This is a genomic window from Candidatus Frankia alpina (genome assembly GCF_902806485.1).
In the GTDB taxonomy this organism is placed as follows: domain Bacteria; phylum Actinomycetota; class Actinomycetes; order Frankiales; family Frankiaceae; genus Frankia; species Frankia alpina.
The window spans coordinates 1-12,023 of sequence record NZ_CADCWT010000153.1 but is presented as its reverse complement, the minus strand read 5'-3'; the positions used below and the strand labels follow the sequence as shown (position 1 = coordinate 12,023).

The 12,023-nt window shown below is 73.1% G+C and carries 12 protein-coding genes and 1 pseudogene; 3 read left to right on the top strand and 10 right to left on the bottom strand.

What is annotated here, in order from left to right:
• Positions 1–371 precede the first annotated feature (371 nt).
• The 5 genes and pseudogenes from G6R25_RS15950 to G6R25_RS15930 form a co-directional block, all read right to left on the bottom strand.
• The gene (locus G6R25_RS15950) at positions 372–887 is read right to left on the bottom strand and encodes a 2OG-Fe(II) oxygenase (protein WP_235948683.1); all 516 of its coding nucleotides are present in this window, start codon (positions 885–887) and stop codon (positions 372–374) included.
• A gap of 65 nt (positions 888–952) precedes the next feature.
• Positions 953–1,363 (bottom strand): methylated-DNA--[protein]-cysteine S-methyltransferase, encoded by a 411-nt coding sequence (locus G6R25_RS15945; RefSeq protein WP_235948685.1) that lies wholly within the window; start codon positions 1,361–1,363, stop codon positions 953–955.
• Positions 1,330–3,126 (bottom strand): annotated as a pseudogene (locus G6R25_RS15940) (bifunctional transcriptional activator/DNA repair enzyme AdaA); the annotation flags it as partial. The pseudogene G6R25_RS15940 and the gene G6R25_RS15945, both read right to left, overlap by 34 nt.
• Positions 3,127–3,204: 78 nt before the next feature.
• Complete coding sequence (locus G6R25_RS15935; protein ID WP_163553600.1) at positions 3,205–3,867, bottom strand: GNAT family N-acetyltransferase; 663 nt, start codon at positions 3,865–3,867, stop codon at positions 3,205–3,207.
• Between the two features lie 10 nt (positions 3,868–3,877).
• Entirely contained in the window at positions 3,878–4,807 is a 930-nt protein-coding gene (locus tag G6R25_RS15930; RefSeq protein WP_136447713.1) for an NAD-dependent protein deacetylase, read from the bottom strand.
• Between the two features lie 170 nt (positions 4,808–4,977).
• Here G6R25_RS15930 and G6R25_RS15925 point away from each other — a divergent pair, with 170 nt between their 5' ends.
• Both G6R25_RS15925 and G6R25_RS15920 read left to right on the top strand, forming a co-directional pair.
• The gene (locus tag G6R25_RS15925; protein WP_163553598.1) at positions 4,978–5,364 is read left to right on the top strand and encodes a HypC/HybG/HupF family hydrogenase formation chaperone; all 387 of its coding nucleotides are present in this window, start codon (positions 4,978–4,980) and stop codon (positions 5,362–5,364) included.
• A 62-nt stretch (positions 5,365–5,426) separates the two neighbouring features.
• Positions 5,427–6,428 carry a hypothetical protein gene (locus tag G6R25_RS15920; protein ID WP_163553597.1) on the top strand — a complete coding sequence of 334 codons (1,002 nt, stop codon included), beginning with the start codon at positions 5,427–5,429 and terminating at the stop codon, positions 6,426–6,428.
• Positions 6,429–6,506: 78 nt separating this feature from the next.
• On the opposite strand, the gene G6R25_RS15915 is transcribed toward G6R25_RS15920, so the two are convergent.
• The 3 genes from G6R25_RS15915 to G6R25_RS15905 all read right to left on the bottom strand — a co-directional run bounded on the left by G6R25_RS15915 (position 6,507) and on the right by G6R25_RS15905 (position 10,002).
• Entirely contained in the window at positions 6,507–7,604 is a 1,098-nt protein-coding gene (locus G6R25_RS15915) for a YihY/virulence factor BrkB family protein (RefSeq protein WP_235948681.1), read from the bottom strand.
• 564 nt (positions 7,605–8,168) lie between these two features.
• Positions 8,169–9,323 carry an NAD(P)/FAD-dependent oxidoreductase gene (locus tag G6R25_RS15910; protein WP_419469371.1) on the bottom strand — a complete coding sequence of 385 codons (1,155 nt, stop codon included), beginning with the start codon at positions 9,321–9,323 and terminating at the stop codon, positions 8,169–8,171.
• 418 nt (positions 9,324–9,741) lie between these two features.
• Positions 9,742–10,002 carry an SDR family NAD(P)-dependent oxidoreductase gene (locus tag G6R25_RS15905; protein ID WP_235948678.1) on the bottom strand — a complete coding sequence of 87 codons (261 nt, stop codon included), beginning with the start codon at positions 10,000–10,002 and terminating at the stop codon, positions 9,742–9,744.
• An 81-nt stretch (positions 10,003–10,083) separates the two neighbouring features.
• On the opposite strand from G6R25_RS15905, the gene G6R25_RS15900 reads away from it, so the two are divergent.
• Positions 10,084–10,956 (top strand): LysR family transcriptional regulator, encoded by an 873-nt coding sequence (locus G6R25_RS15900; protein WP_473246905.1) that lies wholly within the window; start codon positions 10,084–10,086, stop codon positions 10,954–10,956.
• On the opposite strand, the gene G6R25_RS15895 is transcribed toward G6R25_RS15900, so the two are convergent.
• Together G6R25_RS15895 and G6R25_RS15890 are read right to left on the bottom strand one after the other, a co-directional pair.
• Positions 10,953–11,510 carry a nuclear transport factor 2 family protein gene (locus G6R25_RS15895; RefSeq protein WP_163553593.1) on the bottom strand — a complete coding sequence of 186 codons (558 nt, stop codon included), beginning with the start codon at positions 11,508–11,510 and terminating at the stop codon, positions 10,953–10,955. The two genes, G6R25_RS15900 and G6R25_RS15895, sit on opposite strands and share 4 nt — an antisense overlap.
• Complete coding sequence (locus tag G6R25_RS15890; protein ID WP_163553591.1) at positions 11,480–11,944, bottom strand: nuclear transport factor 2 family protein; 465 nt, start codon at positions 11,942–11,944, stop codon at positions 11,480–11,482. Before G6R25_RS15890 ends, G6R25_RS15895 begins: the two co-directional genes overlap by 31 nt.
• Positions 11,945–12,023: the final 79 nt, after the last annotated feature.

The following is a 12,023-nucleotide window of genomic DNA, read 5'->3' as shown; positions in this document are numbered from 1 at the left end:
AGAGGCGCAGGTGGACCCAGCGACCGCCGGAGCGCAGGCATTCGCCGCAGCCCTCCGGCGTGACCGGCTCGACGTCGCGGATCGCGGACAGGTGTGGATCCTGGGTGGTGGTCATCGGCCGCTGGTGATCCTCTCCGAGTCGGCGCAGATGCGGGTGCGGGTGCGGGTGCGGGTGCGGGTGCGGGTGCGGGTGCGGGTGCGGGTGCGGGTGCGGGTGCGCCTGGTCAACCTGTCACTGGTAGCTGTGCCCCGTCCGGACCCCTCCCACGTCGGTGTCCGGGCGGCCTGTCTCGGCCCATCCGGGAGATGGGCCGAACCGGGGATGGGCGGGCGGCCCTGCCGGTGCTTCGTACAGCGCCGGCAGGGTCCGATCAGGCGGCGTCGCGGAAGATCAGTCCGAGACTGTGACGCTCGCCCGTTCGGACGGTGCTGACTCCGTGCCGCATGGGCGAGGCGGACCAGCCTCGCACCGAAGGGGTCGGTCGGTCCCGGGTGGTAAAGATCAGGGCATGCCCCCTCGGGAGGGTGTGGGCGCCGCCCCGGGACTGGGCTCGCATCCGCTGCTCGACGAGCAGGAGCTCGCCGCCGGTGTAGTCCACGCCGGGGGCGTCAAGGCCGATCACGACCTGGAGTGGGAAAACCAGCTCGCCGTAAAGGTCGCGGTGCAGCGCGTTCCAGTCGCCCGCCCGGTATCGCAGGGACCGGAAGCGCCTGTCGTCGCCGTAGAGCTCGGCGATCTCCTGGCACTGCGCCGCGGTGAGTAGCGGGCCGGTCGGGGCGCAGCCGACCGCGTCCAGCTCCGCGGCGAGCGCGGACCAGTCCATTGCTCGCACGCACTCCCCGACGTCAGCACCCGCCGCACCCGCCAGTTCGGCCGAGGCCGTCACCCTGCCCACTCCATCCGGCCCATCCAGCCTGTCCTGGACCGCCCCCGATCGGACTGAGCCGGCCGTCACCCGCGGCTCCCGCCCGTGGCTGTCGGCGCGGTGGCGAGATCCAGCGTCAGCGCCAGCGCGCCTTCATCGCGCAGCAGGAACTCCTTGCGGAGCAGGCCCGCGGCGAACCCGCGCAATGCCCCGTCGGCCCCGATGACCCGGTGGCACGGGCGCACCAGCAGCAGGGGATTGGCGCCGACGGCCGTACCGACGGCGCGGACGTCACGGCGGTCGGCCCCGATCCGGCCGGCGAGCTGGCCGTAGCTGACGGTGGTGCCGTAGGGGATGGACTCCAGCGCCTCCCATACCCCTCCTGGAACTCGGTCCCCCGGGTGCGCAGGGTCAGGGTGAAGGCGCGCCGCTCGCCGGCGAAGTACTCGGCGATCTGCCGGGCGGCCTCGGTGAACGGCTGCTCGGCTCGCCGCCACTGCGGCGCGATCGTCGGGGCGCCGCGCTGCTGCGGCATGGACAGCGAGGCCAGAGCGAGCCCGCCGAGCGCCTGGTCCGACTCGGCGCCCACCAGCAGCAGGTCCCCCACCGGGCTGGCCAGTGTCGTGTAGACCGTCATCGGTTCCATGTCCGCACTCCTCACGCCCATCCGGGCTGCTCGCATGTGCATGGTCAGGCCGGGCGGCGCGCCGCGTGCAGCGGGGCGACCTCGGCTCGGGCCGTCTCGGCGGGAGCGGCCGTCTCGGCCCGCGGCGCTGCCGTGATCCACAGGTGGTGCGCCGCGTAGGACCGCCACGGCGCCCAGGCCGCCTCTGCGGTCGTGGCGACGCTCGGGGCGAGATCGTGGCGGCGCAGTGCGGCCCGCAGGGCGGCGTCGCTCGCGGGAAGCACGTCCGGGTCGCCGAGCCCGCGAAGCCGGATGTAGCCGGCGGTCCAGCGGCCGATGCCCCGCACGGTCAGCAGCGACCGTTCGGCCTCGGCGCGGTCGACGCCCGCGTCGAGCTCGACGTCGTCGGCGGCGATGGCGGTGGCGAGCGCGCGCACCGTCTCCCGGCGGGCCGCGGGCATGCCCAGCTCGTGCAGGGACGCGTCGGCGAGCGTGTCGGCGCAGGGTGAACAGCAGGGTGAGCCCTCCACTCGGGGTGGGCAGCGGTTCGCCGTACGCGGCGAGCAGGGTCTCGCCCAGGCGCCGCCCGGCGGGCACCGAGACCTGCTGGCCGAGCACCGCCCGCACGGCCAGCTCGTGCGCGTCGGTGGCGCCTGGGGCGCGCAGGCCCGGGTGGCGGGCCACGAGGGGCGCCAGGACCGGATCGGCCCCGAGCCGCTCGGCGACCGCCCGCGGGTCGGCGTCCAGGTCGAACAGCCGCCGCACCCGGCTGACCGCGGCGGTCAGGTCGCGCAGGTCGCTCAGGGACAGGCGGCACTCCAGCCAGCCGGCGTCGTCGTCGGCGCCCGGGCGCTCGGCCACCGCCGCGATGCCGGGCCCGTGGGTCAGCCGCAGCGTCCGCCGGTAGGTCCGCCGGCCGCGGTCGCCGATGACCTCCTCGGCGCCGCGCAGCGCCCGGCGGGCCAGATAGTCGAACATCTCGCCCACCGCGTACGGCCGGCGGTAGCCCAGCCGGACCACCAGCCCGCCCGGGCCGGCGGGGCCGTCCTCTCCCCGGCCGGGGGATGCGGATCGCACCGCTCGTGGTCCACGAAGGTCACTCGGCGTCGCCGCGTAGACCGTTCGGATGGTGTCGTTGAACTGGCGGACGCTCGCGAAGCCGGCGGCGAAGGCCACCTCGGTGGCGGGCAGGGCGGTCGCCTGCAGCAGCAGCCGCGCGGTGTGCGCACGCTGCGCCCGGGCCAGGGCGAGCGGGCCCGCCCCCACCTCGGCGGTCAGGTGCCGGTGGAGCTGGCGGGCGCTGTAGCCCAGCCGGGCGGCGAGGCCGGCCACGCCTTCCCGGTCGACGACACCGTCGCCGATCAGGCGCATCGCCCGGCCGACCACGTCGGCGCGGACGTTCCACTCGGCGGAGCCGGGCACCGCGTCCGGCCGGCACCGCCGGCAGGCCCGGAAGCCGGCGCCGTGCGCCGCCGCGGCCGTCGGGAAGAACCGGACGTTCGCCCGCTTCGGGGTCACCGCCGGGCAGCTCGGCCGGCAGTAGATGCCCGTGGAGGTGACGGCGACGTAGAAGGCGCCGTCGAATCGGGCGTCCCGGCTGGCCACCGCCTCATATCGGCCCTCGTCCGTCCGCATGCTCCAACTCTCGGTGCGATCGTCCCCGGATGCTGGCGGGAATCGGACGTCGGGTCAGCGGGCCGGATCGGCGCGACCTCAGACGAGCGGCTTGCGCAGGACGACGAAGTACAGGTCGGGCCGCAGCGGGCGGCCGAACCGCTCGTCGGCGTAGGGAAACGGTCGCGTCGCCGTGGTCGGGAGATATCCCTTGCGGCGGTACCAGTCGATGAGTTCGGTCCGCTGGGCGATGACCTGCATCTCCATCCACGCCGCCGACCAGGCGGTGACGGCGTGCCGTTCGGCGAGTCGCAGCAACGCCCCGCCCAGACCGGCCCCCTGCCGGGTGGGGCTGACGGCGAACATGCCGAAGTAGGCCCCCACCGCGGCGGTGATCCCCGCGCCGGTCAATCCCTCGACCCCGCCCGCCTGGGCCACCAGCTCACCCGTCCGGACCATGCCGGCTTCGCCGTGCGCCGACGGCTCGATCCGACGTTCCACGTGGCAGCAGCCCACGAGGAGATCCGGAGGATCCTCCGCGAGCAGGACCCTCCCGTGAGGGCCCGTCAGGGTGGCGCGAACCTCTTCGACATCCGTGCGATGGCCGCCGAGCAGGTCCGCCTCAGTGGTCCACCCCGCCCGGCTGGACTCCCCTCGGTACGCGGATTCGACCAGCGCGACGATCGCCGCCGCCTCGGCGGCGCTGTCGGTGGCAGGGCGGAACGCCACGTTCGCGGGCTGGGGGCGGGAGACCGATCGCATTCCCCCATCCTCACAGCCCGGCGGGCGAATCCCCCGTCAGGGCGAGGGACGGCACGGTCCGTGACGGTGCGAGCGTTCGCTCGCCGCTGGTGACAGCGGCGGCCAGCCGGGGCAGCAGCGTTCCGAGGGGGGCATCGACACGCACCGTCGCCCGGCTGTCTCCACGGGTGGGCCCCTGGTTGACGATCGCGACCGGAATACCGAGTTCCGCCGCTCGCAGAACGAATCGGTATCCCGACATCACGGTCAGCGACGATCCGAGGATCATCAACGCGCGGGCGCTCTCGACCAGGTCGAACGCCTGCGCCACCCGGGGGCGCGGCACGGTGGCCCCGAAGAACACCACGTCCGGTTCCAGGTGATCACTGCCGCAGTCGCGGCAGTCGACCATGACGAAGCGGGCAACCGCCTCCTCCGAAAGGGTGACGTCACCGTCCGGGTTGGTGGGAGCCCCGGAGATGCGGAAGCCCGGGTTCGCCGCGCTCAGCCGCTCGTCGAGGTCGCGGCGTGGGCTCACCTCCCCGCAGTCGACGCACACCACGCGGGACAGGCTTCCATGCAGATCGATCACCTGGCGGGAACCGGCGCGCTGGTGCAACTCGTCGACGTTCTGAGTGACGATGCCGGTGACCAGCCCCGCCTGTTCCAGCCGGGCCGCCGCGCGGTGGCCCGCGTTCGGCTCGGCCCGGGCGACCTGCCGCCAGCCGGCGTGACTGCGGGCCCAGTAGCGGTGGCGGGCGCCCGGCTCCTTGGTGAACTGCTGGTAGGTCATCGGGGTGTGGCGGCGCAGCGCCCCGTTCGGGCCCCGGTAGTCCGGGATGCCGGAGTCGGTCGAGATGCCCGCCCCGCTCACGACGGCGACGCCGCCGGCCGTGACGAGGGCGCGCAGCCGGTCGAACGCCTCGCCGCCGTTGGTCGCGTTTACTCCCACCGCTCCCATGCTGCCCGATCGCGCGGCCGCGGACCCCTCCAGACTCTGAAGTGGCCCGTTCGGCCGAGCAGACCCGGGCGTCGACTCCGACCCCGATCACCACGATCCGCGTCGACTGGTGACCTCCGAACGCGGGTCGTACCGTTGCGCCGGGTAGACCTGTATCGAGGTGATGGCCCATGAACGAGCAGGTCAGAAGCATCAGCACGCCGCCGCGCCGAGCGCGGGACACCCGCAGCCCCGCCCCGGCCTCCCCTGGACGGCGCAGGCCGCGCATCCCCGAAGTGGGCGACGATGCCACCCGTTCGGGACCCGAACGGCTCTCGGCGTGGGAGGCCGCGCGGGCCGCCGCCCATCCGGGCCCCGAGGCGCCCGTCTGTGGTGCGGCCGGGCAGGTCGCCGGGCCGGGAGGGACGATCGAGGCCGAGATCGTCCGGTGCCTGCCGGGCTCGGTCGCACTTGTCCGGACACCCGCCGGCACCGAGGAGATCGGTCTCGCCCTCGTCCAGGCGCACATGGGCGACACGGTGCTGGTCCATGCCGGGGAGGCGATCACCGTTCTTTGACGTTCTCCCCGCCTGAGCGGGGAATTCCAACTTCTACCCGCCCACGCGGGAAGGGGCTACCGATGAGGACGGTTCAGGCACCGCTCGACCGGGCGGTGGCAATCGCCGACGCGGCGATCTACCGGTGCGATCCGGATCAGCGCGCGCGGTCCGGCGGGGGCCGGCCGGGCGGGCTCGTCGGGGTGCTGACCCCGGCGGCGTACGCCGCGCGCCATCCGGATGAGCGGGCGCACGTCCACGCGGAATGCCTGTTGGCGGCCGACCCCGACGCCGTGCTGACCACGCGGGTGCGCTGGCTGCAGATCACCACGAGGGAACAGCAGGTCCTCCGGTCGGGTGGTACCGGCGGCGGGGCAGCGTTCGACGCCGACGACCAGGCCGAGTTTCTGCCGCACGAGGTCGACGAGGCCGTGGCGGTCGCGGACCTGCTGGCGGTGCGCCCCCAGCCGATGGCGCCTCCCCCGAGCGGAGGATGGCCGCGCGGCTGGCTGCCTCATCTGAGTGCCCCCCGACCGGATCCCTGGGAGCCGGCCGGCGCGGCGGCGGGCGGGCCGGGCTCCGCCCGGTCGGGGGCCCACACGATCCAGCTCAGTGCGCCGTCCGGACGCCGGGTGCGGATAGTGGATCACGGTGGCGGCGCGGCGCCGACCAGGATCACCTGGGACAGCTGGTCCGCCCGGGCGGAGCTGCGGCTCAGCGCCGGGCTGTATCCCGGTCCGCGCCCGCTGCTGCGGCTGCGCGCGGAGTTGGTCAACACCTCCGGTTGGCCCTCTCAGGCCGACGAGGCCGGGGAGTGGATCCCGGCGGGCTGGACCGCCCGAACCCCCCACCGGCGGGCGCTGCACCACGCGTTGATCGCGGTCCACGTGGTCCTTGGGACGGATCGGGGTCGGTTTGTCTCCTTGACCGCGCCGCCCGGCTGGGCCAGGGATGTGGCGCGGGACTGCGTCAACGACGGCTTGTGGCCGGCGGTGGTCGGCGGTCCCGCCGACCCCACCGCCGTGCTGATCGCGCCGGTCCGGATCCCGGACGGGCAACCTCCGCCGTCCCGTTCCGGAGCGTGAGGGGACCGTCCGGCCCCGTACGCACATCCGTCCGGAGCCTGCGCCGCGATCCGGCATCGAGCCCGCAGCCCTGAACCGTTACGGCCGCGAACCCGGATCCGCCACGGTGGCGGGGTCACAACCCTCGGCGGGGGGTGTCGAGGGTGACGGGTCGCTCGTCGGCGACTGCTGGTCGGGCAGATCGGTGAAGGTGACGTCCACCTGCTGGAAGCTTTTGAACTGCTCCGCCTTGGCGTAGGAGGTGTAGGCCCGCCGGTCGGATTCGGTGAGCTCGACGTCGTCGGTGAACGGGGTCAGCAGCGCCCGCGGGAAGAGCCGGCCCGCCCGCACCGCGTTGATCTCCATGGCGAGGACCACGACGACGGCGAGGAAGTACAGCCAGGTCATCAGGCCGAGAACGAGCCCGAACAGTCCGTAGACCTGGGTGGAACCCTTGAGCTGATGGGCGATGTAGTAGCCGCCCAGCGTCTGCACGAGCTGCCAGCCCAACGCCGCGAACACCGCCCCGGGCAGGTTCTCCCGCACCCGGACGGACCGGGCGGTCAGGACCTTGAAGGCGACGAGGATCAGGCCGGCGTTGCCTGCCGTGGAGATCACGACCGCGAGCACCTGGAACCCGGCGGCCAGCCGGCCGAACGCCGACGCCCCGGTCGTGACGCTGGAGAGCACCGTCGTCATCAGCACACCGAGGCCGAGCAGACCGATGAGGCTGAGGCTGCGCAACCGGGCGAAGAACGGGTTCGGTCGGGACCGACGCGGCACCGCCCAGACGGTGTCCAGGGCGTTGCCGATGGCCCGGGCGACGCCGAGGCTGCCGGAGAGGGCGCCGAGGACACCGACGGCGACGGCGATCCCGCTGCCCTTGAGGGCCTGCACGTCGTCGCGGAGCTGGTCGCCGATGATCGGAAACTGGCTGAGTGTGGAGGTCACAACCTGCTCCTGCAGGTCGTGATGGCCGTGCAGGACGAAGCCCAACCCGGTTGTGAGCAGCAGCAACAGCGGGAACAGCGACAGGAAGGCATAGAAGGTGATCAAGGCGGCGAGGTAGCCGCCCTGATCGTCGGCGAACTTGTAGATGACGGCGATGACGAAGCCGACCCCACGGTTACGTTGCTGGGCCCGGTCGATGCGGCCACCGAGCGCCATCCCGCGCCTCCCAAGGCCGTCAGCTGTCATGAAGGTCTCCCCCGTCGGGTGGGTCGCATACCTGCCGGCCTGCCGGTAATGCGCCTCGACCTGCTGGCAAGACACCTCCCACCGCACCGCATCCCATCGCATCAGAAGCGCCCACATGGATGGCCCGCTCGGGTGACGTACCGGGCCGCGCGGCCGATCACCGCCCGCATCCCCGGTTCAGGCGGCGCCACAGGCGGTCCCGTCCGCCAACTCATCATTGTGTTGACGGACGGGCTCCCCTTGATCGATCACGGATTCGCGACGGTCCGCCGTCCGAAGGAAGCCCGCGGATGCGACGAGGTCTCAGGGAGGACGAGGTCTCAGGGGGATCGTCCCGGGGATAGGCGGGGGCCTGCTTCACCTCGTCATCGTCCCGCTCCGGGCCGGGTTGGGGCCGGCCCGGTCGGGGCAACGCTATCGCAGGGCGGTCACCTGCCTGTGCCGCCGGCCTCCGCGAACTCCGTGCCGCCCGAACGGGGGGCCACCTGTGGCAACGCGAACCGACGCACGGCGGGGTTGCGGCCGGCGGCGGCGGAACCGCCTCGTCTGGGCGGCCGGCCCGGCTCACCGCCCCCCGTCGCCGCCCGGCAGCTGCGGCGCGGAGCCCGGGTAGATACCGGTCTGCTCGGTGGCGTCGATCGTGGGTTGCCGCCCGTTGTCGAAGCCGAGCTGCACGATCTGGCGCGGGATGACCAGGTCCAGCGCCCAGTCCGTGAGCACCCTGGCCCGATTGGACCCGTTGTTCAACGCATACGCGTGGTACGCCCGGGTGACCACGACCGCCGGCAGGCCATGCAGGGTCAGCCCGAGCGGGTTGGCCACGGCATCCCGCCCACCCAGGTCGACGACGAACCCGAGGTCCCGGTGCCGGTACGGCCGGGCGGTGCCGTGACCGAGGGACGCCACCACATTGCGGGCGGCGGCCACCGCCTGGCGCACCGCATGCTGGGCGGTCTGGCCGGCGGGGGCGCCTGCGCGGGTCACATCGGGCACGGCCGCGGCGTCCCCCAGCGCGAACAGGCCCTCCACCTCGGGGACGCGGAAGCAGTCGTCGACGACGAGGCGCCCGTGCGTGGTGGGCAGGCCAAGGTTCGTCATGAGCGGACTGGGCGACACCCCCGCGCACCAGACCACCGTGTGGGTGTCGATCGTCTCGTGCCGGTCGGCGTGCTCCGCCTGGCCCAACCGGACGGTGCGCTCGGTGACCTCCTTCACCGACGTCCGCAGCCGCAGCTCGACGCCGCGGGCGGTGAGCACCTCGGCGGCCCGGTGGCCCAGCGACGGCGCGAGTTCGTGCAGCAGGCTCGGCGCGTGGTCGACGAGCACCCAGCGGATCTCCTCGGCACGCACCCGCGGGTAGTTCGCCACGGCGCGCCGGCTGAAGCGGATCATCTGCGCGGCGAGCTCCGTCCCCGTGTAGCCGCCACCGACGATCACGAAGGTGCACAGGGCGCGCCGGGCGCCGGCGTCCGTGGTGGCGTCCGCCCGCTCGAACTGCCGCAGCACGTGGTCACGCAGGTGGACGGCCTCGGCGAGGTTCTTCAGGCCGATCGCGTGCTCGCGCACGCCCGGGATGTCGAAGGTCCGCGTGATGGAGCCGGGGGCCAGCACCAGCCGATCCCAGCCCAGCTCGTCGACTGTGCCGTCGTTGCCACGGATGGTCACCGTACGGGCCTGGGTGTCAACCGCCACCGCATGACCGAGGCGCAGCACGACCACGCGGGACGCACCCCCCGCCGCGACGGACCCGACGGACCCGGAGGCCGGAGTCGGAGTCGGACGATCAGCCGCCCTGCCGGCGCGCAGGAATCGACGCAGGGGCGCCGGCAACGGCGTTGATCCGGGCACTCCACCTCCGGAGGGCCGCACACGGCGACAGCGCGTAGGGCGGCGGCAGGCGCGGCTCCGCAACCGTATGGGGTGTGCGGATCGCGCCGGCCGCCTTCCCCTGCGTGCCCGGGTATGCGGCCGGGCAACCGCTCGGCGCAGCGGTCTCGCTTTACGCTCGACCGATTTTTATGATCGTTACGGTGAGATGTGGTCAACAACGTTGATTATCTTGGGTTGCCGGACTTCTCCGACTCCGACGATCCGTGCTCAATCCCCGGGATTGTGTCGACCTCGCGTCAGACCCTGATCACCAGGGCACCGTTCCTGCGTCGTCGGAGAATCCGCCGGTCGGGCCGTCGTCGGGCAGGGTCGCGTCGTCGGTCACGTCGAGCGGCACGCCGAACGCCTCGGTTCCGGCGGCCCGCAGCTTCGCCACGGCCTCCTCGCGGCGCTGCTCGTCCCGGGCGCCGACCCCGACCCGCCAGCCCAGGGCGCCCAGGCCGGCCGCGATCTCGTACCCGATGCCCTTGTTCGCGCCGGTCACCAGCGCAATCGTCTGTTCACTCATAGGGTCGATCCTGTCCCGGGCCGCAGCGGCCTTCCAGCACCGATTGGGTGGGCAGCGATACCGCGCGGGTATCGATCCCGGGTGGGACTTGAGTATCGTGGCGGCGTGGAGACGAGGGAGCTGCGGTACTTCGTCGCCGTCGCCGAGGAGCTGCACTTCGGGCGGGCCGCGCAGCGGCTCGGGATCGCGCAGCCCCCGCTGCCACGGGCGATCCGCCAGCTCGAACGGCGCCTCGGGGCGGCGCTGCTGGAACGCACCAGCCGCACGGTCACCCTGACCGAGGCCGGGTCGGTGCTCCTACGGGAGGGCCGGGCGGCGCTGGAGGCGGTCGAAGCCGCCGAGCGTCGCACCCGCCGCGCCGCCCTCGCCGCGACCGGCCACCCCGGCGTGGTCCTCGCCACGAAGGCCGGCGCGTCCAGCGAACTGCTGGCGAAACTGCTCGACGCCTACGCCGCCGAGCCCGATGCGGTCACCGTCGATGTGCTCCTGTGCGGGATCGGCGAGCAGGAACGACTGCTGCGCGACGGGCGGGCCGACGTGGCTCTGCTGCACCAGCCGTTCGATGCGACGGCCGCGTTCGACGTCGAGGAGCTCCGCACCGACGGACAGGTCGTGGTTCTGCCGGCCGGCCATCCCCTCACCGGCCGGACCCACGTGCAGACGGCCGAGGTCACCGCGCTGCCCGGCCTGCCGATGCCGCGCTGGCCTGGCCCCGACGGTACGTACCCGGACGGCCCCGGCCCTCAGGTTCGGGAACATGCACAGTTGTTGCAGCTGATCGCGCTCGGCCGCGCTTGCGCGATCCTGCCGGACTCGCACCGAGCCCAACTGGGCGGCGACCTCGCCGCCGTGCCGGTGCTGGACGCGCCGACCGTCACGACGGTGATCGCGTGGCCACCGCACAGCCGCTCCAGAGCTGTCGCCGGCCTCGTCCAGACCGCGACGCGTCTCTAGCCAAACCTGGTTCCTGCCGTTCGCGGCGCGTTTTCAACCAGCTGGACCGTCGCCGCGTCACCGCGGGGAACGCCCAGGTCACCGGCCTGGGGGCGCCAGGCGTCGAAGAACTCGGGCGGCGGCGGGCTGGTCGGCAGCGCCGGCCGGCGCGGCACCGAGATCCGGTAGGAGATCCGCCAGCCTTCCGGGGTGCGCCGCAGGATGTCGAAGAAGTCCCCGGCGTGCACGCTGCCGTCGCCGAGCGGGGCGAGGTAACGGCTGCGCGCCCGTACCACGCCCTGGGCGTCGACGAAGACGATCGTCCCGACCGTGTTGTGGTCGGGGGTGTCGGGCCGCCGCCGGGTGAACTCCTTGGCGGCCTGCAGGCCGGGGATCGTGTAGCCCGCGCCGATGACGCCCTCGACCACGCCGTCCTCCGTGAGCACCTCGCCCATCCCGTCGGCGTCACCGTTGTCGAAGACGTGACCGAAACGGGCCAGCAGCTCGCGGATCTCGACCAGGTCCTGCGCGCCGAGCCTGGGCATCATGACCGCCCCGCGGACGTGCCCCGCCATGGCTCCAGCACCTGCGAGACCGGGGCTCCGGCACCCGCTGGCCGAGGGGTGCGGGGCACGCTGCGGCGGTAGGAGATCCGCCAGCCCTGCGGGGTACGCACCAGGACGTCCAGGAACTCGCCGCTGGTCAGCCGGCCCTCCAGGTTGATCCCGAGGTAACGACTTCGGGCCCGTACGCTCCCGTCCTCCTGAGGAAGCAGGGAAGTGTTGACGGTGTGATGGTCAGGCGCCGCCGCGCTCTTGGAACGAACGTAGTCGGCGAACTCCGCGAGACCGTGGTAGGTCCGGCTCGGATCGAGCCCGATGTCGACCCGGACGTCGGACGTGAACACCAGCCCCAGCCCCGCAACGTCGTTGTTGTCGAAGAGGTGTGCGAACAGCGCCAGGATCTCCTGGATCGCCAGCGCGTCGTCTCGGGGAAGTACAACCGTCATCTCGTTTCTCCCTCCGCCCCCAGGGCCGCGCGAAGGTCACTTTCCGTGCCGACTGGTTACTCTAGGTTGTGAGGAATGT